Raw genomic sequence first — 25,176 nt, 5'->3', positions numbered from 1 at the left:
ATTGGGTTCATCCAGCCGTATAATTTCTTGCATCATAATCCATTATATTCACCGCGACAGAATGTCGCGGTGTTACCTCAGCCGCTACTTGGTATAGTTCATAGCTATTCTTATTGTTATTGGGAAAGGTTATGAAGAACGCGGTACGTATCATTTTGATCAGTCTATTCACGGTTATCTCCGTCTGCAGCTTGGCGCAAGCACCTGTTTCGGAGGTTGTGGCTACTGATGCGTGGGTAAAAGCGCCTATTCTTGGTCGTTATATGACCGCCGGTTTTGTGACGTTGCAAAATCCAAGTCAGCAAGATCGCCAACTGGTATCGGCGTCTGCTCCGTGGGCAGGACTGATTGAAATTCACACCCACTTACATGAAGACGGTGTGATGAAAATGCGGCAGTTAACGCAGCTACCTATCCCAGCAGGTGAAAACGTTACGCTGGCACCGGGTGGCCTACATTTGATGATCTTTAAGTTACAACTTCCTCTAGCTGAATTCTTGCCACTAAACCTCTGTTTTGATGACGGCAGCTGTTCAAGCATTGATGCGAACTTGCGTCAGAAAGACTTTTAATTTCAATTCGATTGGTCAGTGATCGAGTCGCTGGCCAAAACGCTCTATCACTTCTTTGATACAGATCAGGATTACACGGATAAACGACCAATTGTTTATCTTTCGCCTTGGCGTTACGCCTTCTGCGACGTATTGTTTCGCTCCTTTCATTCATTGGATAGGTGGTACGGGGTGAAATTTTTGCGTCGGTGTCTCTTTGTATTCTTGTCGTTTGCTGTCGTGTGTTTCGCTCAGGCAGAATCTTCTGATGGCGCTACTGCGGGTGATTCGAGTGTTAATGCCATGCTGGTTAAAATGCAGGGCATCGAACAATCTCCGCTTGAAAAGCAAGCTGCGCTTGAACAAGGTAAAGATCGAGCATTACTGTGTTTTCGTTGCCATGGTGATGACGGCAATAGCTTGCGTGATTACATTCCTAATTTGGCTAGTCAAAACGCAGCCTATTTGTTTACCCAGTTTGAAAAATTTGCCAATGGCCAGCGTGAAAATTACGTCATGAGCAAGGTAGCGCCGTCGTTAACAACCGACGAGCGTATTGCAATTGCAGTGTATTTTGCCGATAAACCGGTTTTGTCTCGTGCGCAAGGTGTTATGCCGGATACTAAAGGTAAGATGGTATACGACTCACTGTGCTACGTTTGTCATGGTACTGCAGGACATGGGGATCAGCAGTATCCACGTATTGCCGGACAACCCTATGTATTTTTAGAAAAAACCTTATTGAGTTTTAAAAATAACGATCCGCAACGACGCAATTCGCCAATGACAGGCGTGATTCAGAACCTGACGGAAGAAGATTTAAAGGCGGTGGCTGCTTGGGTATCGAACTTACCTTAATATTTAATTTCTGAGTGTCATCTTGCAAGGTTCATCGCTTGCTTTAGTCATGCATTAAATTTGCTACTATGCGCAGCACATGTGAGTGCGCATAGAGACTAATAGGGGCGAACATGAGTCAGGACACAACACCATCAACGCAAGACCAATGGCAGTTTTGGGTGGATCGTGGCGGTACATTTACCGACATCGTGGCTCTGCGTCCCGACGGCTGCGTACTAACGCATAAATTATTATCAGAAAACCCTCAGCATTATGCCGACGCTGCGATTGAGGGGATTCGTCAGTTGCAAGCTACTCATTCGCAGTTTTCAGCGCAAATAGCCAATGTAAAAATGGGCACTACCGTTGCCACTAATGCCTTGTTAGAACGTAAGGGCGATGACGTGGTGTTGCTTATTAGCAAAGGTCTTGGCGATCAGTTGGCCATTGGTTATCAAACTCGCCCTGATATTTTTGCAACTCATATTCAACGTTCGCAGCCGCTTTATCGTCATCAATATGAAGTGGCAGAGCGTGTACTCGCCGATGGTTTTGTCGACTTACCCTTAGATATTGAAACGACGTTAGTGCAATTAGAAGAAGCCTACGCACTTGGTTTTCGCTCGGTTGCCGTAGTCTTAATGCATAGTTATCAATATCCGCAGCATGAACTTGTTATTGCCGACATTGCTCGTCATGTTGGCTTTAGCCAAATCTCCTTAAGTCATCAAATTAGTCCCTTGATTAAGCTGGTTCCGCGTGGAGATACCACGGTTGCTGATGCCTATTTGTCGCCGGTTTTGCAGCGTTATGTTGAGCAAGTGAGTCGTGCTTTACCACCAACGAATTTACAATTTATGCAATCGAATGGTGGCCTTGCGCAGGCGTCTGATTTCAGCGGTAAAGACTCTATTTTATCTGGTCCTGCTGGTGGTGTAATCGGCATGGTACGCAGTGCTGAAGCGGACGGTTTTAATCGCATCGTCGGCTTTGATATGGGCGGTACTTCAACCGATGTGAGTCATTACGCCGGTGAATTAGAGCGAGAAACCGAAACCCAAATAGCGGGTGTGCGTTTGCGTGTTCCTATGATGAATATTCATACGGTGGCTGCGGGTGGTGGTTCTATCGTACGTTTTGCCGATGGTCGTTTACAAGTGGGTCCTGAATCGGCGGGCGCTTTTCCGGGGCCAGCCTGTTATCGCAATGGTGGACCATTAACCATTACCGACTGCAATGTGTTTTTAGGCAAGATTCAACCGTCGTATTTTCCTCATGTGTTTGGGCCTGAGCAAAACCAGCCGTTGGATCGCGATACCGTAGTAAAGCAATTAACGGTATTGGCAGAAGAGGTTAGTTCAGCAACTGGGCGACATTATACGGCCACACAATTGGCCGAAGGATTTATCGCTATTGCGGTTGATAGCATGGCGGCAGCAGTAAAAAAAATATCGGTACAGCGTGGTTATGATATTCAGTCTTACGTGCTGAGCGCTTTTGGCGGAGCGGGCGGTCAACACGCCTGCTTAGTCGCCGAAGCCTTAAGTATGAGTCGTGTATTCTTGCATCCGTTAGCAGGGGTGTTGTCGGCTTATGGTATTGGTTTAGCCGATCAACGCTGGTTGAGTGAGCAATCCGTTGCGCTTGAATTAACCGATAATTCCGCCTTTGATCAGGAATTCCAAACGCTGTTTCAGCAATCGCCATTAGCGAGTAACGCCGCGGTTGAGCAACAACGCCGTGTGTACTTACGCTATCAAGGATCGGACACCCCCTTATTAGTGACATTCGATAGTGCTGAGTTAATGTCTGCTCGTTTTCGTCAGCAGCATCGGCAATTGTTCGGTTTTATTCGTGAAAATACCGCCATTATTGCCGATGCAATTCAACTTGAATGCCGAGTTGCAGGGGTAACTTTAGAGCATTCAATCGCTGCTAATACCGCTATCAAACCTGCACCTGCGATTAATAATTTTGCTGACATCGTCGTTCGTGGCGAGCATGTGCAGGTTCCTGTTGTGGCGACTAGCGATTTACCAAGCGGATATGAAGCATCGGGCCCTATGTTATTAACGGATGCCAATAGCACTGTTATGGTTGAACAGGGTTGGCAGCTTAGGGTGTTGGACAGTGGCGCCTTGCTAATCGAAAAAAATGAAGAAATAACACGGGTAAACGATGTTGATCATTCCGCGACTATTCAGCGCGATCCGGTACGTTTAGAAATATTTAATAATCTATTTATGTCAGTTGCGGAACAGATGGGATTTGTTTTAGAAAAGACTGCCAGTAGCGTCAATATTAAAGAACGTTTGGATTTTTCCTGTGCCGTGTTTGATCGCAATGGCGATCTGGTGGCGAATGCGCCACATATCCCTGTGCATTTAGGCTCCATGAGCGAAAGCATTAAAGTGGTGATTGAAGGTCATCCCAATATGCAAAAGGGTGATGCCTTTGTACTCAATACGCCCTACAACGGCGGTACGCATTTACCCGATGTGACTGTGGTTAAACCCGTATTTATTGGTGCTAATACTTCTGCCGATTTTTATGTTGCAGCGCGTGGGCATCATGCTGATATCGGCGGTATTACACCGGGATCTATGCCAGCTTATAGTCAGCATATTGAAGAAGAAGGTGTACTGTTAGACAACCTTGTGCTGATGTGTGCAGGGCATTTTCAAACCGATGAAATACTAGCGGTACTAAATAGCGCTAAATATCCTGCAAGAAATCCTCAGCAAAATATTGCCGATTTAATGGCTCAACTCGCGGCCTGTGAGAAAGGCGCCAGTGAGTTACAGCGCTTATGCGACAGTTATGGCAGCGCCACTGTGCACGCCTATATGCAATATGTACAAGACAATGCCGATGAAACACTACGCGCGTGTTTAGCATCGCTGCCTAGCGGGCGTTTTAGTTACGCAATGGATGACGACACTCAGTTTATGGTGAATATCGACGTTAACCAGCGTGCTCGAACGGCATGTGTCGATTTCACCGGTACTGGTTATCGCCCAGAGCAATTAATGCATCCGGGTAATTTCAATGCTCCAACCTCAGTGGTGCGAGCAGCCGTTTTATATAGCTTTCGTTTATTGGTGGCAAAACCGATTCCGTTAAATGCGGGGTTCTTTCGCGCTTTAGATATTATTGTCCCAGAGCAATCCATTATTGCGCCTGTGTATCCTGCCGCTGTCGTCTCCGGTAACGTCGAAACCGCTCAATACTTGGTGGATTGCCTAATGGGCGCATTGGGTATTATGGCGGGTAGCCAAGGCACCAATAATAACTTCACCTTTGGTGATGCTCAGCATCAGTACTATGAGACTTTGTGTGGTGGTGCGGGCGCTTCGGTGCAGGGTATAGGCGCGAGTGCGGTACACAGTCATATGACTAATTCGCGTTTAACCGACCCTGAAGTGCTAGAGCAGCGCTTCCCTGTGGTACTCGACCATTTTCATATTCGCCGTGGTTCTGGCGGAACGGGGTTGTTTGCGGGTGGCGACGGTGTCGAACGTCATATTCGTTTTTTACAGCCTATGCGGGCCAATATTATCAGTGGTCATCGTCACGTGCCGACATTTGGCTTAAGCGGTGGTGGGACAGGAGCGACGGGGCAGAATTTTGTTTTGCGTCAGCCCAAATCGTCTACACCAACCATTGAATGGCTGGACAGTTGTGCGGATGTCGAAATGAGTCCCGGCGATGTATTTTGTATACATACACCGGGCGGCGGAGGTTATGGCGAAAAAGCCTAACGCTCCTGTTAACTATTTATTCAGTCGGATTAAATCCGGCTTAATAAACTTTGTTTCTTGGCATTAAATTCATCATCAGTTAACACACCAGCACTGCGCAATTGCCCTAACTTCTCTAGTAGTGCAATCACATCACCGCTGGCCGCGTTGCTGCTATTCGAATTATTGTTCGAAGCATTATTGGCGGCTTCTTCTTGTGCAAAGTTAGGTGCGAAATTCGGCGTTGGGTTACTCATCGACTGATTAAATGATGAATTTCCTTGCGACTGGCTTTGTGAACCATTATTCATCTGTTGGTTATTAGATGACGGCTGTGCAAAGTTGGTTTGCACCGGTTTTGGTAAACCTGCTCCATGAATAATCGGCAAGCTCGATACCGCAACGGTTCCATATTGGCTGCTAAACGTCAGTGAGGTATCGCCACCTTGCTGCTGGCTAACGCCACCGATGTTGTGATCCAAGGTGTCGTATACCGTTACTTGGCCATTCAATTCAACCGCTAAGCGTTGTGGAAATACCGCATAACGTATGTTGTTTTGCGAACCACTGCTGAAAGGACTGCCCAAATCCATAGGCCACCATTGGCTGCTACCCGGCGTACCTGCAGGAATTACTGGGAATACTTGATTATTTGCCAATATATTTGCTAGTTCATTGCACAAGTTATCAACGGTGTTTTTTAAACCGTTGTTGAACATGTCGCCAACCATGGTCATGCCGCCACGCATCCATTGACCGCCACCACCTAGCTCAGGACAGTTAAACTGAGCCATGCTGCCACCACCGTTATTAACGGCGACTAACATATGGACAACTGCATCCACGCTGAGGTTGTAACGACGCGCGACATCGTTAACGAGATTTTGGCCGGTTTGAGTGAGCTTTTGCATAACGCTGCCTCCTATTGGGGGCTTGGGGGAATTAGAGTCGAATATAGCGGTCGAGTCATGACTAATGAGTAAAAACCTACGATGACCGTAGCAGGTTACAAATAAACTAGGATGACAAACGAAACGGAGAATAAACGCTGATGAGTGATGGCTCGACGTAAGAATAATCGGTTGACCTGATCACAATTTAGCCATGGTAACACATCGGATGGCTGAACGTAGGTTCCTTTTAACCACAATGGCACTGTTTTTCAGACGACTGCTAATCCAACGCTTTGACGGTTTTTGACAGCAAAAGTGCTTAATAAATGATCAGTGCGCATCGACTTTCGGGTAGCAACTCTATATAGTCGCGCCTCTTTGAGAACCACCTAAATATTTGGGTGTGAAGCATCTTCTTCCTCTTTGTACGCTTTAGGATTCACTCTTGATCTCCACCGCAAACATCACCATGCAGTTTGGCTCTGAGCCTCTATTCGAAAACATTTCAGCCAAGTTTGGTAACGGCAATCGTTACGGCCTTATTGGGGCCAATGGCTGTGGTAAGTCGACTTTTATGAAGATTCTGAGTGGTGCACTTGCGCCGACGTCAGGCAACGTATCGATTACCCCAGGGCAAAAAGTCGGTACTTTGAGTCAAGATCAGTTCGCTTTTGAAGAATACAGCGTGGTTGATGCTGTGATCATGGGTGATGTAGAGCTTTGTAAGGTAAATCAAGAACGTGATCGTATTTATTCCCTGCCTGAAATGTCTGAAGAAGACGGCATGAAAGGGGCGAATCTTGAAGTTGAATTCGCCGAGATGGATGGTTACAGCGCGGAAAGCCGTGCGGGTGATATTTTGCTAGAGGCCGGTATTCCAGAAGAGTATCACTTTGGCTCCATGAAACAGGTCGCGCCAGGTAAAAAAGTTCGTGTGCTGTTGGCGCAGGCGTTATTCGCTAATCCAGATATTTTGTTACTGGACGAACCGACCAACAACTTGGATTTGTACACGATTAATTGGTTGGCCGAAGTACTGAACCAGCGTAAGTCGACCATGATCATCATTTCGCACGATCGTCATTTCTTGAACTCAGTTTGTACTCACATGGCGGATATTGATTACGGTGAACTGCGTATTTATCCGGGTAACTACGAATACTTCCTTGAAGCGTCGTCGTTGATTCGTGAGCAGTTACTTACCGAGAATGCTAAGAAGAGTGCGGAAATTGATGAGCTTCAGGCCTTCGTTAACCGTTTCTCTGCCAACGCCTCAAAAGCTAAGTTGGCTAGCTCACGTGCTAAAAAGATGGACAAAATTCAGTTGGATGAAGTGAAGTCATCCAGCCGCGTGTCGCCATCAATCAGCTTAAAACAGCACAAAAAGCTGCATCGCCAAGCACTTATCCTTGAGGAATTAGCTCACGGCTATGACGGTGAAACCTTGTTCACTAACGGCAATATGATTCTAGAAGCTGGAGCTAAACTGGCGGTGATCGGCGAGAACGGCGCTGGTAAAACCACTTTCCTGAAGTGTTTGATCAATGAGCTAGAACCTAATCACGGCGTGATCAAGTGGTCGGAAAATGCATCCTTTGGCTATTGCCCACAAGATAGCACTGATGATTTTGACAGTGATCTCAATCTGTTCGACTGGATGTCGCAGTGGCGCACCGCTAAGCATGATGACTTGATGGTACGCGGTATGCTTGGTCGTTTACTGTTTACCGCTGACGATGCCAATAAGAAAGCGCGTGTTTGCTCGGGTGGTGAAAAGAATCGCCTGTTGTTTGGCAAGCTCATGATGAAAGATGTCAACGTTTTAATTATGGATGAGCCAACGAACCACTTAGATATGGAAGCGATTGAAGAACTAAACAAAGCACTGAAAGCATTCGATGGTACTTTGATCTTTGTGAGCCACGACCGTGAGTTTGTGTCCTCTCTGGCGACCCGAGTCGTTGAGATCAAAAATAACAAGATCATCGACTTCCAAGGCACGTATGACGAATACTTGGCGCATCATCGCTGAGTAGCAATAAGAAGGAGGCTATTGAGCCTCCTTTTTTGTGGCTAAGATATAAGCAGTTTCCTGATATCTCTTAACCATATAACCGTCAGAAAAATATCGCGTAAGTATGCGATATATAGCGCAAACCTTACTACTATGAGCACTACTTATTGTCACTTTCTGTGATTCTTAACTATCCTTATAGTCGTTACTAAATTTATAGCCAAAGTCTGCTAACACAGCCTTATTACAGAGCGGCTGGAGTTTCTCTAGCGGCCACTTAATCGATGAGCTTTGATATGCCCTCTGGTATACGGTCCGTGCGTGATGCAGTTTTGGTCACACTACTCATGTTGTTATCACAGTTATCAATAGCTGCTGGTGATGAGTTAGACATCCGAACACTCGAATCTGGGTGGTCTTACCATTGGGGAGACGTTGCATATAATAATGGCTGGGAAATGCAGACTGCTGACTGGAAAGAGTTGGCGGTTTTCGATGACGTTCCTGGGCGTTCTAACGATGTCTCCATTTTGTGGCTAAAGCTGTCGTTGCCAGCAGGGCATTGGCGTGACCCTTATATCTTTGTTGATAGTATTGATTTAACCGTCCAAGTTTTTGAAAATCAAAAAGTGACCTATGAGTTCGGCCACATTAGCTTGGCTGGATTGAGTCATTTTCAGGGCTGGCCTTGGCATTTAATCCCAGTCATCAATGCCGATAAATCAACGGAACTCTACTTTCGTATTTATTCAAACTATCAGATGATCGGCCTATCTGGCGAAGTAGTGATTGGCGAAAAAAGTGATTTACTGCAGCGCGTATATAAACGTGGCATGACTGGCATGGTCTTTATCGTCATTCTATTTGTAGCTGGAATTTTAGTAACCACGTTAGGCATTATTAAGCGCGAACGCCGAATCGCACTGTCGACAGGGTTGTTATCCTTCGACCTAGTATTAATGATGTTTGCTGAGAATGAACTTAGCCAAGTAGTTTTGAATGAACCTTTAATGTGGCGTTACCTAGCGGCTTTTAGTTATTTTTTGGTGCCCTTCTTTTTGGGATTAGTGGTGCGTGAATGGTTTTCTGGCATTGTCAGACGCATCGCTTTTCTCGTATGTTTTATTACCTGCACATTTGTTGCAGGAGTCATCTTCGCATCGGTCAGTTTGGATGTAAGTTTTATTCATGCTTACGGCATATTTGATGGTTTATTTATATTGCTAGTACTCGCCTTGTTGATCGGTTGTTTCTTTCGGCGTGAGCCGCTTAGTTTTCAAGATGGATTAGTTATTTTTGGGATATTAGCGCTTTTCTTGTCCTTATTGATGGATATGTTTTCGGCTTATAATTTTCTATTTTGGATTGCTCATGCTGGTCAGTGGGGCTTAGTTTTTTTTACCTTAGCCATGTTGACTGTTTACCTAGCGAAAGATCGTGATCAGCAAGTTAGCTTGAATTTGCTAATGCACAGTTTAGAAAAACAGGTTGCTGAACGCACGTATGAGCTGACAGAAAGTCAGAAATTACTAGAGCAACTTGCTCAAGAAGATTTTTTAACAGGGTTGTTAAATCGTCGCTCTTTTGTTGATCAAGGTAAACGTGAACTTGCAAATGCGTTACGTCACCATCAGCCATTTGCTCTAGTGTTATTTGATATCGATCACTTTAAAAACATTAATGACACCCATGGTCATGGTGTTGGGGATAAAGTACTCGAAAAGCTGGCTGAAGTAGCAAAACGTACATCCCGAGAGGGAGACTTAGTCTGTCGCTATGGTGGAGAAGAGTTTGTTATTTTGCTACCACAAAGCAATGCCAGCGATGCACGGAGCTTTGTTAAACGTTTACATGATGCTTTAAATAATATCAGTTTGATGATAAATAATGGCGAAAGGATCAGTATCACTGCCAGTATTGGGATTGTTATCTTTGAACAGTTTATTGCCAATGGTGAAGATAATCATATTTACCCTGAGATAGATAAACTCCTTGAATTTATGTTATCACAAGCCGATGAAGCTATGTATGAAGTAAAAGATAGCGGACGCAACGGAATTAAAGAACGCGCTTTTTAATTTCGTTGCGCAGCCGTTAATTAGGCTCTTAAACGCTGTACGCGATTTAAAATACTACGTGATATCATGACTGCCAATACGTCTAGTAGCGACCAGAACCCCTGGTCTTGTCGACGAGGTGCTTTACCTTTACCCATGCGATGCAACTGACGCTCGTACCAAGATACTTCCATTAATGCCATTTTATCGATCATTTTCACCCCTGTTTTAATAGGGCGTACCACGCTGGTAAAGTCTTCGCCAGCTAAGATGCGATTCACTAAATCTGGTTCAACACATAAAGAGCGGCCTAGACCGACTAAATCGCACGCGCCTGACTCTAGAGCTTTATTCATCCCCTCGCTGGTACGGAAACCGCCGGTAACCATAAGTGGTACATCAACCGCTTTACGCAGTGTTTCGGCAAATTCTAAAAAGTAAGCCTCACGCGCAATCGTTGATGCTTTTGGTTGATCTTTCGACATCGCATCTTTGCCTTGTGCCATCGCCGGTGATTCATAAGTGCCACCAGATACTTCAATGAGATCAATACCGAGTTCAGCCAAGCGACTAGCAACGATAACCGCATCGTCTTCGCCAAAGCCGCCGCGTTGAAAATCGGCCGAGTTCATCTTGATGCCAATGTTAAATTCATTACCGCACGCAGCCCTCATGGCCTTGTAGATCTCGACCAAAAAGCGCATACGATTTTCCGCAGAACCACCCCACTGATCAGTGCGCTGATTGTGGTGCGGAGACAAAAATTGGCTGACAAGGTAACCATGTGCGCCATGAATTTGTACGCCATCGAAGCCTGCATCTTTAGCGATTTCTGCACTGGTGGCGAAGCGCTGAATAATGTCTTGAATTTCATCTTCGCGCAGCGCGCGAGGGGTCGCAAAAAACGCCTGCATGTCTTTTTTAAAGGGAATTGCGCTAGGCGATACAGGATCAGGAGACAAGCCTTTTGGTTTTTGCTTACCGGGATGATTAAGTTGCATCCAAACTTGCCCGCCTTGAGATTTGGCTGCCGCTGCCCAGCGTTTGAGCATAGCCATATCGCGCTCGTCTTCAACCACAACGTTATTCGGCTCGCCGATATGTTTGCGGTCGATCATGACATTACCAGTGAAACTCAGGCCTACGCCACCTTCTGCCCAGCGTTGATATAAGCGCGGTAAGGCTTCGGTGACGCGCAAATCGACACTGCCTAGTGTTTCGCTTAGCGCTGATTTGGCGAAGCGATTTTTAATCACAGTACCATTCTTTAAGGTAAATGCATCACCAAGCTTGGGGCTGGACATAGACATAACTCCAAAATTAAAACAGTGGTATACTTCGATGGTCATCAAAGTAACTGATAGTTCGATTATCGTCAAACTATCTATTTACTGAAACTTAGTGTCCCGATGCAGGATGATAATGACTACCTCTATTAACACGCAGTCCGACGGCGCCAATTCACTCACGACTGAAGCCTTATGCAATGCCTTTAAAGCGTTGTCGAACGTAAATCGCCTGCAGATGTATCGCGAAATCGTGCGGATGCAGCGTCATGACGTTGGCCCTAATGACGATGCCGGATGTGTGCTTTATGATTTTATCAACTCGCTGAATATCGGCGCACCGACGATTTCACATCATGTGAAAGAGCTGGTGAATGCTAATTTAATTCGTGTAGAGCGTAACGGTAAGTTTTTGACTTGCTATCTGAATGAGCCAATGCGGCAGGCATTAACCGGTTTTTTTAGTGATATATCTGAATAGCTTTAAATAAGTTGGGCGCACTACACAAAGGCCGTGCGCCCAATTTCTTAGTTTAAAATCCCCATATCATCTACATAGCGGATTCCTGCTGCGCTCATATATGAATCGCGTTTGCCGCTAACATAAATTTGTTCACCGACAATGCTTGGATTTAATTGTGGATTGAACTGATTGCGATATTGGCTTTCAAGTTTTACGTTAATGTTTTTACTGCCATCATTTAAGTCTTGCAACTGCAAACCATAAATACCGTTTATTTCTTGAGTGACATAGCCAGTAACCACAATTGCTGTTCCCGTTACGGTGTTTAACGCATCGCTTACCGACATATAATTGTTGTTCGATACTGGATCAGGTGTCGGAGCTACCGTAATGCTAATGTCGGTTACACTGCGCACACCAGGAGATGACATATAGTCATTTTTGGTACCCGTAATGAGTAAGGTTTCACCGACAATTGCAGGATTTAATTGCGGATTAAATTGATCGCGCTGAGAGCTTTCTAACTTAACGTATAGGTACTGGTTAGGAGCGCTAAGATCGGTAAGCTTTAAACCGTAAATTCCGTTAACGGCTTCAGTAACGGTACCTATGACTTGTACAGCAGTGCCGTTATTCAACGCTAATACCTCTACGACGCTTAGAGCATCCCCCGACGGTGTTGGCGTAGGATCTGTCGGGGGTGCGCTAGTGCCATTTGAGGATAGCGGAGCGCCAAATGAGCCATTAGCAAAGGTTGCTGTATCCCAAGGGTTGTAGCCATTAGTGGGATTGCTCCATGGATTACCATTGTCAGGATCATCCATTTCAGTTGCGGCTTTTGGTGTCGGTGTTGCCTCACCTGAAACATGGCCATTGTTGTTAGCAAAAGCGGTGTAGCTTTCGGGAGTAGCCAACCAGTTGACGATATTAATACTCAAGGTTGAGGCATGACCGGGATCAGTCCAGCCAGGGTAGGTTTTCTTTGTTGAGCCGCTGTCTTGACGGCGATATTTGGGGCTCGAATCTTCTACTGGTGAGGAATCACCAATAAAAGCCGCTTTACCTGCACCCGATTTAGCAATGGCTACATAGGGACCTTCATTACGGCCACCGAAATAAAGACCTGCATCAACGGCATTTGACCAACGGCTGACGCTGTCTTGTGATGAAAAGTACACTAAGCCTTTGGCTTTGGTCGGGTCGGTAATCGCGAGTGTAGCGCCACCGGCCATAAGAATAGGGTCAACATTTTGAGTGATTCCCTCGGCATTAACGGCAGCAGTAATATCACTTACACCTGTTTTGCAGTCCGTAGCGTTAAAGCGGAAGCGAATACCAAATTGTTGCGCTAACCAACCACTAGTATTTCCAGGGTTGCGTAAGTCGCCATATTCGCCGCCAATATTATACTTGCTCAATGTTGAACGGTTATAGCCGTTAAATACTTCAGTTGCATCCCAAGTATTTAAGTTGCGATCTGCGTTATAGTGGTCGGCGATAAAATAGATGCCTTTACCTGCCGCAACAAATTGTTCTAATGCTTGGTACTCGCTGGTTTTAAACGGACGATTTGATTCCGCCAAAACAAACACATCGGCATGTTGAATCGCACTGTAGGTAATAATCGCTTCGTTAATACTGCTATTGCTTGGAGTATTTACATCATCGTAATAACGAATCAGACCATCGTTATTTAGGTCAACACCACGATATTCTTCAACACGATACCCGTTGCTGACTAAGGCATCGGCGAAATCGGAAAAGCCTCCATCAATAACCCAATCGGCATTGCCTTCGGTACCGCCGTGAGAAACATCGAATAGTACCGTTTTGCCATTGGCATTAACGCTTGGTACTTTAACGGGGCTTACTGCATTCCATTCATAGTCTGCAGCCAGCGCTGTAAAAGCAGCGCCCAGAAGTCCAAGCGCCAGTAGGGATTGACGGGTATATCTTAGTAGTTTCATAGATCTTTCCTTTTTATGATTATCCTGAAAACAGCTATTTAACAAACGAGAGTTCTACCAAATAGGTAGATAAAAAAACGGAGCGCAAAAAAAACTTGGCGCTCCGTTATATACCTAGGCGTACTAGGTTATTATTTTTTTGTTATTCTCTGTTTATTCTAAATTCAGTGTATAAACCCCAAAGCCATCTTCATCGGTACTGTTATAAGTAATGGCTGCACTACCTGCCGCAAATGTTTGCGCTGAGTCTTTACTAGAGCTTTTGAATGTTACTGTTGTGCTATTGATCGACGTGAATGACCAGTTGTTATCAGCCGATGGATCGAAGCCCGTATCTGGATTTGCTTCGGTCATCTCAATGAGATAGTCAGCCACCGTTTGGCGGTTTTCATTGGGAGCATCAATAACGATTTTATCACTGGTGACACCAGGGAAGTTACCACCGCCACCGGCACGGTAGTTATTAGAAACCACCAAAAAATCTTGGCTTTCATCGATCGCTGCACCTTGGTATTGAACATTTCTAATACGATTATTTGTCGCATTAATTAAGTTACCTGACTTATCGTATTTCGCGTCTTGGCTCACGTCGATTTCGTATGTAATGCCGTCGATAACATCATAGTTATAGCTAGGGAAATCGGTATTAATAAGTTCACTATCTGTGCTGCCGGGAAGAATGGTATTGAATTGTCCGGCAGACATTTCTAACCATTCTTTAACGTCTGCACCGGTGAGTTTTAGTACTTTAAGTGTGTTCGGATAAATGTATAAATCGGCTACATTACCGTACGACACATCCCCGGCACTCAGATCGGTGAAGTCGTCTGAGCCGCCTCGACCTGCACGGAAAGGCGCACCCACTGAGAGGATAGGAAGATCCGCATATTCAGTGCCTGCAACAATGGATTCTACATACCAAGTCTGCGCATCGGTGACGACCTGAATGGATGGATCGTCTTGTACCAAAGCAAAGAAACTATTAATCGGAGCAGAGATTTTTGCGAATGGCTCACTCACCCATTCACTAACTTCAGCGTGATCTGTGGCAACGGCGGTTTCGATGCCTTGGTGGTTGGCAACGAGAGAGGTAATTGAGCGATCGGCATTGGTTTGCGAGATAGGCTTGAGAACGGATTGGCTATCGGCTACCGACCAAATATCGTTGCCATCGACGCTTAATGTAAGGTCGATATACCCTAGGTATTTGCCCCAATATCCCGGCATGACCGCAGGAATGCCATTAAGTGTGCCTTTGACGTTATCAATCGCGTCGATGCCATCATAGCCGCTATCGCCAGGGAAGTTGCGGTGCGCGTGACCAAACATGATGGCATCAATACCATTCACTTGAGACAGATAAAAGCTGGCGTTTTCATCGCCTCCAGCGCGGGTATCCGTGGTTAAGCCTGAGTGTGCAATGGCGATAATAATATCGGCACCGGCGGCTTTCATCTCAGGTACATAGTGATTTGCCATATCGACGATATCTTTAGCAATCACGCGGGTTTCTAAATTGTTCTTATCCCACTGCAATATTTGCGGTGGCAGGAAGCCGATATAGCCGATAGTGATAGTATGTGCATTGCCTTCGGTATCCAGTACTTGTTTGTCTTTCAGCAGATACGGGGTGAAGTAAGGGATGTCGTTAGTGGTGTCGTTGTCGGCATCGTCAAAGAACACGTTGGCGGAAATATAGGGAAAGTTCGTGTCATCAATGGCTTCTTTTAGGAAAGGTAAGCCATAGTTGAACTCGTGATTCCCTACGTTAGCTACGTCGTAATTGAGTAAGTTCATCGCTTTGTAGATTGGATGAACCTCGTTGGTTTCTAAGCCCTTTACCTTGGCAACGTAATCGCCAAGCGGGCTGCCTTGCAGCAGGTCGCCGTTATCGACGAGTACACTGTTGTCGACTTCGGCTCGCGCTGCGTCAATGAGTGACGCAGTTTTCACTAAGCCAACCGTGTCATCTTGAGCATTTTGGTAATAGTTAAAGTTCATGACGTTGGCGTGTAAATCCGTCGTTTCCATTACCCGCAGAGTGACGGTGCTGCTGTTGGCAGGTGCATTATCTATTGGGTCTACTAAATTGACCTTATCTCCGCCGTTGCTGTTATTGTCGCCGCCGCAAGCGACCAGCCCGAGTGTCATAGTCGAATACAACGCAAGATGAATGAGGGAACTGCGATTCGGTGTCATGGATCTTTCCTGTCCTTAGATAATGAGACCTAAGACCCTAGAGAGCTTCAATGACAGAGCAGTGAAAGGAAAATAACGAAAATAAGTCTAACTCTTGACGAAGATGTTACGGCTTAGGTAACTCAATCCCTACTGTGGCTGTCAGGATTATTCTGTCTTGTGTTAAACTATCGCCATTGTCATTCAACGATTAGAGAGAGTAAACCTATGGACATCATGGAGGTCATCAAAGACCAAATCGAAAGCAACAGCATCTTGTTGTACATGAAAGGTTCACCAAACCAGCCGTTGTGCGGTTTCTCTGCCCGTACTGTGCAAGCAGTAATGGAATGCGGTCAGAAGTTTGCCTACGTTGATGTGCTGTCGAATCAAGAAGTACGTGCCAACTTACCAACCTATGCTAATTGGCCAACCTTCCCACAATTGTGGGTGAATGGTGAGCTAGTCGGTGGTTGTGACATCATTACTGAGATGCACGCCAAAGGCGAACTGAAAGCCTTGCTAGACGAGGCAGCTCCGAAAGAATAAGTCGCTGCTTTTGAGTCATAAAAAAACCGAGCTATGCTCGGTTTTTTTATGCGTGGAATTTGTTACTAAGCAAGTAGAAGTCTGACAAAAATGTCAGTAAATGATAAAAAGCAGGGTTTTATAATCTGTCATTTTGTGTAAACTTCTCGCACATACAAAACAAGGGACTGATTAACGTATGCTCCTCTCACTCAAAAAAACTCTTTTTATCGCTGTCGGCTTGTTTTGGCTTGTTAGCGCTAATACATCTTTAGCTAGTGGATCAACTGGCTATTTCAACATTGTTAACTTCAATCAGCGAGAATGTAACTCCATGTCTAAAGGATTGGAGTTAACACTCTCTGCTAACCACGCCAATCCGGATGGATGCTCTAATTCACTAACTGTGAATATAAATTGCAATGGTAACGACAACTTTGATCGCCTGTATTCAACAGCTCTGTCGGCTTTTATGGCTGGAAAAAATGTCAATTTTTGGGTGAATGGTTGTGATTTGACCGGAACGTCAGGCGAAGCGAATGTGATTACAGTGCAAATAGAGTGAGATGATTAATGTTTCTCATAACGTTAACCGCTCAAAAGGTTATTCGTGAATAAATGGAATCGTAAATACTTTCATCGATAGGTTTGATTGTCTTTTCGGATTTTAATAATAATGATGGATGCATAAAGTTATGATGTTTAGACGTTTGTTTGTTAGTTTTCTATTAGTAGTATCCTCTGCTCTGAGTTACGCAGGTGGCTACAATAGTGCGACTCATGACTTATATACGGATGGGAGTCGGTATTTACTACAATCCAAGCCTTTAATGGTGTTAATTGCCTCCGATATTGTCATTCCATTGTCGCTTGATCCCCTGTATGACGATATTCTGCTTACGCCCAACGGTAGTGGTGGTTGGGCAACCACCTATGCTCCAACTGCTGCAGAAATGTCAGGAAACTGGGTTGAAGCCACCAATACCATCTATTTTTATGATTACGATAGCGACGGCACTCAAGACCTATTCATCCGTGCCAAGAATAGTGGGCAACAATCAATACTGGTCTATAGCCATTCAGGTAATAATCCATCGGTGATCGGAATATCCGCAACCCAGGGAGGAGTCGATCACTCTTCCGCCAGCGGATATAGCATTTCTTTTAACGGTAAAACAATAACAGCGACTAAAACTGGCCATTTAACCATGGTCTCGTCGATTAGTAGTACAGGGATATCGACATTTAATGCGCAAAATAATAATTATGAGTTAGCGGATGAGCCGAGCTCTGGTGCGGATTCTCTGGAAGCAGATACTTATGTGGGCTCGCAGAGTTATACTGCAGCTGCTAGTCAAAACGGCTCTGTTGATGTTCAATTCCCCATTACTTTACCCGCTGGTGTCTCTGGGCTGACCCCTGATATTGCTGTCGTTTATAATAGTAATGTGAGTAATGGTCTCTTGGGGGCTGGCTTTAACTTAGCTGCTGGTTCGAGCATTCGCCGCTGCGCAAAGACTGTATCGACAGAGGGGGTCTTTTCGACGTTATCCTTTAATGATTCCGATGCGCTATGTTTCAACGGCAGTAAACTGATTGCCGTTGATGGCAGCTCTAGTTTGTCAAATGGTGCGGAATATCGTACCGAAATAGACAGCTACAGTAAAATAATCCTGTCAAAAACCAGCAATAAATTCAGTTTCTCCGTATATGGCAAAAATGGCGTTATACACACTTATGGCAAAGCAGTTGAAGCCAATGGTATACATGCTGGTGTTGAAAAAGAATGGTTAATCACTAAAAGTACCGACCGTTTTGGTAATGCAATTGATTATTCTTATATTGATGGGCTGTATGGTGATGTATATCTTTCGAGCATTAAGTATTCTGATATCACCGTATCGTTTAATTATAACGAAAGTACCCGTAATGACTCCGTCGTCAAGTTCTCCGGTGGAGATGAATATCGTATTGCCAAATATCTGGAATCAGTAGATATAGCATCAACAGCCGTATTTAAAGAATACCATTACCTATACAATCTCGCGGGAACAGGCAAGTACAGCACTTTTAACGATATTCTGCAGTTAGATGCGATACAAGAGTGTGGATATAAGGTCGCGGGAAATGTCTCGACCAGAGCGTGCAAACCGGCATTAATTCTAGACTGGAATGAACAAGGCTTTGATCTAGTTGATGATAGTGGCAGTCAAGTGTCTACGCTAGATTCCCGTCGTCAGACCTTGGCTGTTGATTGGGATCAATCGGGTACTGACGACATCATAGTATTGGGTTCAGATAGAATCTCAATTCACTATTCGGATGCTTCTGGACAATTACAAAGCGCACAGACGCTTTATACCTTTCCTTCCGGTAAAACGATCTCTTCTATTATTCCTGTCGATTTAAACTTAGACGGTGCACCAGAGCTTATATTCCGTTCCCATCAAGGCACTTATGGTCCTGCCGATACAAATCTGCAATGGCACTTATTTCAGCATAATGGAACAGTTCAGTCGTTAGGGACTCTGGTCGATGCAGGGAATAGCCATAAATACCCTGCAGTTGCGGATGTGAATGGCGACGGCTATCCAGATGTTATGCTTCCGTTTGGATCGCTGCAGTGGAAGCTGGCGTTAAATACATCGGCAACAACTGGCTCGGCCTCGCTTGATGTACCTAATACTGCATTGTTAGGTACCGGCGATGCAACAAAGGGTCTAACAAATTTAGGAAGTGTTAATGGCTATAGCTATTTTCTGAATGAAAAAGACGCTGGCTTAGATTTACTGAAAATAAGTAAAACAGGCGCCTTAACAACGATCACCACCGGTATTGTTAATGAAAAATATATACCACTGGATGCAAATGGTGATGGGTTAAAAGATATACTGGTGGGTACTTCGGGTAACTTGTTACTGTATCTTAATACGGGTGAAGGTTTTAAGCAGGTAACTACTTCAGTCGCCACAAGTGTTATTTTAGATTCATATGGTGATGGATTAACGTATCGGAATTATCCAACAAAGGTTCACGATTTTAACGGTGATGGACTGGATGATCTGTCGTATGTAGATGGTAGCCAAATAAAGTTTTTAATTTCTACGGGTTCTGATTTTAAGTATGAAAGCTTTGGAGGAGTTGCATTTTCTGGTGTGGGGAGTGAAGCGGCAGAAACTGTTATTCGAGCTTCGTTGAATTTACCGCAAAAATGCTATGATGAAGTTCCATATTTAAACCTTCGGAATAGCGATCCAGGATTTAATTACGACTATTCGAGTGTTAACCTGAGTGGTTGGAGTGATGATTCAGTTACAGGTTATTCAATAGCGGATGGAGCTGACATTTATACTAATAATATTTGGCAGGCTACTGTTGTTTTAGGATCTATTCAGACATTATATGACAATACTATTCATAATCCTGTCTCTAGTCTTTATTTACCTTACGCTAATTTTTACGAGATGGATAACTCCGGAAATGTTATTTTTTCGAATGATGGTCAGCCGGTACTTAAAGACGGAGTTAATGATTCAACAATTCAATCAGCTTTGGGGACTGATTATTTTAATAAAATTTCTGATGAGGAATATAGAATTCTTTCACAGAATTCTTTTGTTTATTATTCAGTCTATAAGAGTGTAAGTAGCGCAATTTCTAGTTGCAGGGATTTAGTTCAGGGAACTGGTGATCAATTATCGCAAGAGCAAGTAAATGATTACCAGTTTCTGAATAATTTAACTAGCGCTTTATATTCTACGCTTGGAAGATTTACGAATAAACTAGCTAGAACAGGTGTTGGTAAATACACTGGATTATATAGTGATTCGGTCGATGCTCTTTATCGAAATGGAGCAATTGTACAAGGTTTGCAGATTTATTTATGGGTAGATGCTTCTATCAACAACGCATTTAATGCTACGGTTTTTAATATAGGTGATGTTGAAAGTTATTCATCTAATGCGACCCCCGCAATTTCTGATATATTCGGATACAGCTTTGCCGATACAAATGGCGATGGTAATTTAGATTTAGTCAAGCAATTAGTGCAGTCATCTAATCAATGGATAACCGCCAAAAACCAAGCCAATTCCCGTGCTCAATTACAATCAGTCGCAGACCCTAGAGGAAAGAAAACAACGTTTGAGTATTCAGATGTCTCAGATTCCAGTGTCTACTCTGCAATGGATGCGAGTACATCAGGAGAGCTTGTTATCCGAGGCGGATACCCACTGTTAAAATCAATGACGGTGGAAGATTCAACATCAGCAAGCAGTATCAAAGAGCAAAAAGCATTTAAATACGAAAACATCCGCGTTAATTTATTCGGGCGCGGGATGCTTGGGGCAGAATTCTATACGGTTAATAATCTTGTTTTAGATAACTCAGTGACCACTGAATATCATCAAGATTTTCCATTGATCGGACGTGAGAAATCAGCGAAGTCTCAGGTGGCTGTTAGCCTTGGCTCTCCAATTACCATTAATGAATCCAGTCTAGAGTGGGATGCAACAACCTCAGCACCTTATCGTGTCACGCTTGATAAGCAAACTTCGATAGATTACGAACAATCGCCGCATTATTCATATGGCAAAACGATTACCGACTATACCTTTGATACATACGGCAATCTTACTAATAAGACCGTAACATTGTTTGACATGCTGAACTCAGAAGCCGAAGTCTCTGAATATGCATACAGCGCCAACTATCCATTTGAAAGTGGCTATAACTCAGTAGCCAATTGGATAATCAGTTTTGCCAAGAGCGAAACCGAATCATGGAGTCGAGCGTCGAATCAACAAAATACTAATATACGCTCCGGTGGGAATCGCTCTCTAACTAAAACCTATACCCAGTATCAAGATACGTTACGTCCGCTTACTGAGGTGCTGTCGACTCCTACAGGTGATTTAACTAAAATCTACGATTACGACGGTTTTGGGAATGTCACGAGTCTGTCGTCATACTCTGCTACTGATACTGTATCAACCGTAAATTACAGCGAATTTCAGGGTAATAAATGGCCAACAAAGGTTAGCAATAATTTATACGGCGATAATGTGAAGGCGGTTAATACTTACGACGGTCGTTATGGCGGTACAACCTCCATTACCGATTATGCCGGAATTACTACCTCAACAGAGTTTGATCAATTTGGTCGAACAGCGTCTCAAACAGATGCTCTCAATAATACAGCCGTCATTAATTACACTTGGTGTGCCTCGGGCATGTCGGAGTGCGTGGTTAATGCCTCCGGAACTTTAGCCGCCTATTATGTAACCACTAGCACACCGGGTGCCCCAGATGTTATTGAGTATTACGATGCCTTTAGTAATAAGTTAAAGGAGAAGAAAGACGGGTTCAGTTCTGGAGAATATATCTACCAGCAGTGGAACTACGATAATGCGGGTCGTTTAGCGAATGAATCTGTTCCATCGTTTTCTTTCCCGATCACGACGCTATCGACAACAACCTATGATGACCTAGGACGTGTTCAATCAGTTACCAAAGCCGATGGCGGCAGCCTTGTATACACATACGCTATTGATGGCAGCAATCGTAAAACCACTCAAAATGTAACGATTGCAGCAGGTACTTCTGGAGCGTCTAACAGAACATCCACCCGCGAAGACTACTTCTCTGCAGATGGCCTAGTGGTTAAGTCTATTCAAGCACTCGGTGATGCGACGGATGAAGTCACCACCTTGTACGACTATGATCCACAACAGAATTTAGACTGGACCCAGGTTCAAGCTTCTAATGTCAGTAATAATGTAGTAATAACACAAAAATTCGATGTGCTAGGCAATCGAATATACATGAATGATCCTGATACCGGCATTATTGTAGATACCTACTCACCAAAGGGTAATTTGTTATCCACAATTAATAATTCGAATCAAATGGTCAGCTATACCTACGATTCTCTTGATCGCACTAAAACCAGAACCGAGCCAGAAGGTGTAACGACTTGGTATTACGACACCGCACCAGAGTGTACGTTAGATGATCAAGACTCATCACTATATACACTTAATGGCTATGTTTGTGCCGTTGCATCACCGAGCCAAAATTATAAAGAGCAGTATGCTTATAGTTTGCAAGGACAACGCTTAGTTGTTAGAGAAGAATTAACAGGCTACGAGTTCGGCACCGCAGGTAGAAACTGGTTGGTTGCCTATAGTTACGACAACTACGGACGAGACAGCGGTACGATTTATGATTCGGAAGTCGAAATTGTTCGCAACTACACTGATACTGGCTATTTAGACCTTGTATATAACTACAGTGCGCCAACAACACAATATTATGATGTCACCTCAATTAATACTTACGGTGGCGTTCATGAATTCACTTTAGGTAACGGTGTCGATGTTACTCACACCGTAGATCCAACATCTGGGCGACTGACCGCAATTGCTGCTGTCAACGCGAGCGGAGTAGAGCTGGTTAATGAACATTACGACTGGTTCTCAGATGGCGCTTTATACAGTAAGGAGCATACTCGACCAAATAGCACAGTAAACGAGACATACAGCTACGATGCACTGAGCCGTTTAGACACAGTCACCCGCAATGGTGTCACCGAGCAGTACGATTACAATGTGCTCGGTAATATCATTAATAAACCAGGCATTAATGGAGCATATGCCTACGAGGGTGTTAGAAATGCAGGTCCTCATGCGGTAACTCAAGCCGGTGGTGTCAACTACGGCTATGACGAACGTGGCAATATGACGCAACGCGGTAGTTATAGCATTGCTTACACCAGTTACGACAAGCCTCACGCCATCAACTCCTCCGTCGGAAATGAGACTTTTAGCTACGGCCCTGATCGCTCGCGCTTCCGCCACGTTAGTGGAAACACGACTACCTATTATCAAACGGGATCTCCTTATGAAGAAATCTTTACCTCGGGTAATAGCGATTCGGTAAAACGTCATTATATTGATGGCGGTTTAGTGCTCGACCTAGAAGGCGGGGTGCAAACGTATAAATACCAAATTAAAGACTACAAAGATTCTTTATTAGTGGTGACCGACGAAGCGGGTAATGCACTTCAGTACGCAACGTTCGATGCCTACGGCACACGTACCGAAGGCGACAACAGCTTAGTGACGCGTGGATTTACGGATCACGAGCATTTAGACAGTGGCTTAATTCATATGAATGGCCGTGTTTATGATCCGGTTATTGGTCGCTTCTTAAGCGCCGATATGTATATTCAAGCGCCGTATAACTCGCAGAGTTATAACCGATATAGTTACGTTTGGAATAACCCGGTGAGCTTTATTGATCCGAGTGGGTATACCGTTGAAGCAGGATATTTTAATTCAGGCGCTATTCCTAAGTTTTCCTTCACTAGCAATTATTCTATTTTGGAAGGATTACTTGATTTTCCTATCGCGGGTCTAAATATCGTAGCGTCATCGCTCAATGTGCCGCTGAATATATTGGGAGAAATAGGTAGTTTCACTAACGAATATGAAGGTGAAATAATAACGATAGGAACGAGCTTTCATCCGGCGACCGGTTTTGCAAGTATGGTGGGTACTCAAGCAGTTGGTTCGTTACGATTCTTGAAATATTCTCCAGTTGGTAATGCTTTAGCGAAAGAAGCTTCTAGGTTTAAATTCGCTTGGCAACCAATGGATGATTTGCCGTTAATTGATGATGTTGCAAACGGTGGAAGGAACTTTATACAAGATCTTTTAAGCATGAAGAGGCTTAAAGGAAACTCTGATATTGCACAAGGGGCTAGAGCAGATGCAGAAACATTGGGTAACGCATGGGTAAATGGAAAAAATGTCCAACGTTTTGAGTTAGACCATGGTGGCTACGGGTTAACCGATGGAACGAGAACATTCCGTTTGCAATACAAACCTAAGGACGGCATTTGGAAGGCAAATTTCCAAGAAAATACTTTTGTAGAAGGTCGTGCAAAAGGAATAGAAATTAAGAATGTTCATATGAACATTATAGATATGGTGGCTCCTTAGCTTATGGAATTTGAAGCATATCAATTAAGCATAATCAATCAGAGTTGGGGAGATGATATTGACGAGTTTTTTATTCAGGCTCATTGCGAAGTTAGGCAGAAGGGCGTACCTGGTGGAGAAGCTTTCGGTATTAATATCGTTAGCCCAAAGTTCTTTGTTAAGGAGCTAGGTTCAAATGAATCAGTACATGAATATGGGCGTGGATATTTGTTTGCAACTGACTATGATGAAAACTCTATATTGTCAGAGCTGCAAAAACTGATTGATGGTTCTCATGCCAAAACTTGGGATGAACTTCTAGCTTATATCGAGAAGTATTTTAGTTGGATTGCCTAATAAAAGGATACTTGGAACGACATGACATACTTCCGGCAATGGCAGATCCGGCCTGGCCCGACCTATATTGAAGGTCGGGCTGTTTATCAAGGCCTTAGATTCAAGGGGTCCGCGATTCAAGGGGTCAGAGTCGTTGATTTTCCAGACGATGCCATAGCAGATGTTTTCGGTTGGCAAGCGTTGATGATTCGAGGACAAGATTCAAGGGATCAGAGTGGTTGACTATCCAGCTGATGCCATAGCAGATGATTTCGGTTGTCCAGAATTCAAGAATTCAAGGGGTCAGAGTCGTTGATTATCCAGCTGATGCCATAGCGGGA

14 protein-coding genes are annotated in these 25,176 nt (G+C 44.3%); 10 read left to right on the top strand and 4 right to left on the bottom strand.

The window, feature by feature from the left end; all coding sequences use genetic code 11:
- Positions 1 to 131: 131 nt before the first annotated feature.
- The 3 genes from UXZ23_RS12115 (at position 132) to UXZ23_RS12105 (ending at position 5,152) form a co-directional block, all read left to right on the top strand.
- Positions 132 to 572 (top strand): copper chaperone PCu(A)C, encoded by a 441-nt coding sequence (locus UXZ23_RS12115; protein ID WP_320820824.1) that lies wholly within the window; start codon positions 132 to 134, stop codon positions 570 to 572.
- 171 nt (positions 573 to 743) lie between these two features.
- Positions 744 to 1,409, top strand: a complete 666-nt coding sequence (locus UXZ23_RS12110; RefSeq protein WP_320820823.1) for a c-type cytochrome — start codon at positions 744 to 746, stop codon at positions 1,407 to 1,409.
- A 113-nt stretch (positions 1,410 to 1,522) separates the two neighbouring features.
- Complete coding sequence (locus tag UXZ23_RS12105) at positions 1,523 to 5,152, top strand: hydantoinase B/oxoprolinase family protein (protein WP_320820822.1); 3,630 nt, start codon at positions 1,523 to 1,525, stop codon at positions 5,150 to 5,152.
- A gap of 29 nt (positions 5,153 to 5,181) precedes the next feature.
- Here UXZ23_RS12105 and UXZ23_RS12100 read toward each other — a convergent pair whose 3' ends face one another.
- Complete coding sequence (locus tag UXZ23_RS12100; protein WP_320820821.1) at positions 5,182 to 6,042, bottom strand: SHOCT domain-containing protein; 861 nt, start codon at positions 6,040 to 6,042, stop codon at positions 5,182 to 5,184.
- A gap of 427 nt (positions 6,043 to 6,469) precedes the next feature.
- Between UXZ23_RS12100 and UXZ23_RS12095 the strand changes: the two genes are divergently transcribed.
- Entirely contained in the window at positions 6,470 to 8,056 is a 1,587-nt protein-coding gene (locus UXZ23_RS12095; protein ID WP_320820820.1) for an ABC-F family ATPase, read from the top strand.
- Positions 8,057 to 8,355: 299 nt separating this feature from the next.
- A complete protein-coding gene (locus UXZ23_RS12090) occupies positions 8,356 to 10,116 on the top strand; it encodes a GGDEF domain-containing protein (RefSeq protein ID WP_320820819.1) in 1,761 nt (586 codons plus the stop codon).
- A 20-nt stretch (positions 10,117 to 10,136) separates the two neighbouring features.
- Here UXZ23_RS12090 and UXZ23_RS12085 read toward each other — a convergent pair whose 3' ends face one another.
- The gene (locus UXZ23_RS12085) at positions 10,137 to 11,399 is read right to left on the bottom strand and encodes an NADH:flavin oxidoreductase/NADH oxidase family protein (protein ID WP_320820818.1); all 1,263 of its coding nucleotides are present in this window, start codon (positions 11,397 to 11,399) and stop codon (positions 10,137 to 10,139) included.
- Positions 11,400 to 11,517: 118 nt separating this feature from the next.
- Between UXZ23_RS12085 and UXZ23_RS12080 the strand changes: the two genes are divergently transcribed.
- Positions 11,518 to 11,862, top strand: a complete 345-nt coding sequence (locus tag UXZ23_RS12080) for a transcriptional regulator (RefSeq protein WP_320820817.1) — start codon at positions 11,518 to 11,520, stop codon at positions 11,860 to 11,862.
- Positions 11,863 to 11,909: 47 nt separating this feature from the next.
- Here the strand turns inward: UXZ23_RS12080 and UXZ23_RS12075 are convergent, their stop codons facing one another.
- Both UXZ23_RS12075 and UXZ23_RS12070 read right to left on the bottom strand, forming a co-directional pair.
- Positions 11,910 to 13,811, bottom strand: coding sequence for a DUF6359 domain-containing protein (locus UXZ23_RS12075; protein WP_320820816.1), 1,902 nt, complete (start codon positions 13,809 to 13,811; stop codon positions 11,910 to 11,912).
- A 153-nt stretch (positions 13,812 to 13,964) separates the two neighbouring features.
- Positions 13,965 to 16,010, bottom strand: a complete 2,046-nt coding sequence (locus tag UXZ23_RS12070; protein ID WP_320820815.1) for a bifunctional 2',3'-cyclic-nucleotide 2'-phosphodiesterase/3'-nucleotidase — start codon at positions 16,008 to 16,010, stop codon at positions 13,965 to 13,967.
- 207 nt (positions 16,011 to 16,217) lie between these two features.
- Between UXZ23_RS12070 and grxD the strand changes: the two genes are divergently transcribed.
- From grxD to UXZ23_RS12050, 4 genes are all read left to right on the top strand, one after another.
- Positions 16,218 to 16,538 carry a Grx4 family monothiol glutaredoxin gene (grxD, locus tag UXZ23_RS12065; protein WP_015487942.1) on the top strand — a complete coding sequence of 107 codons (321 nt, stop codon included), beginning with the start codon at positions 16,218 to 16,220 and terminating at the stop codon, positions 16,536 to 16,538.
- Between the two features lie 178 nt (positions 16,539 to 16,716).
- Positions 16,717 to 17,082: a hypothetical protein gene (locus UXZ23_RS12060; RefSeq protein ID WP_320820814.1), complete on the top strand. Its 366-nt coding sequence runs from the start codon at positions 16,717 to 16,719 to the stop codon at positions 17,080 to 17,082.
- Between the two features lie 130 nt (positions 17,083 to 17,212).
- The gene (locus UXZ23_RS12055) at positions 17,213 to 24,520 is read left to right on the top strand and encodes an FG-GAP-like repeat-containing protein (RefSeq protein ID WP_320820813.1); all 7,308 of its coding nucleotides are present in this window, start codon (positions 17,213 to 17,215) and stop codon (positions 24,518 to 24,520) included.
- 3 nt (positions 24,521 to 24,523) lie between these two features.
- Positions 24,524 to 24,856 (top strand): Imm8 family immunity protein, encoded by a 333-nt coding sequence (locus tag UXZ23_RS12050; RefSeq protein ID WP_320820812.1) that lies wholly within the window; start codon positions 24,524 to 24,526, stop codon positions 24,854 to 24,856.
- Positions 24,857 to 25,176: the final 320 nt, after the last annotated feature.

The organism is Thalassolituus sp., assembly GCF_034111725.1.
GTDB lineage: Bacteria > Pseudomonadota > Gammaproteobacteria > Pseudomonadales > Oceanobacteraceae > Thalassolituus.
This window is presented reverse-complemented; position numbering and strand designations above follow the sequence as displayed.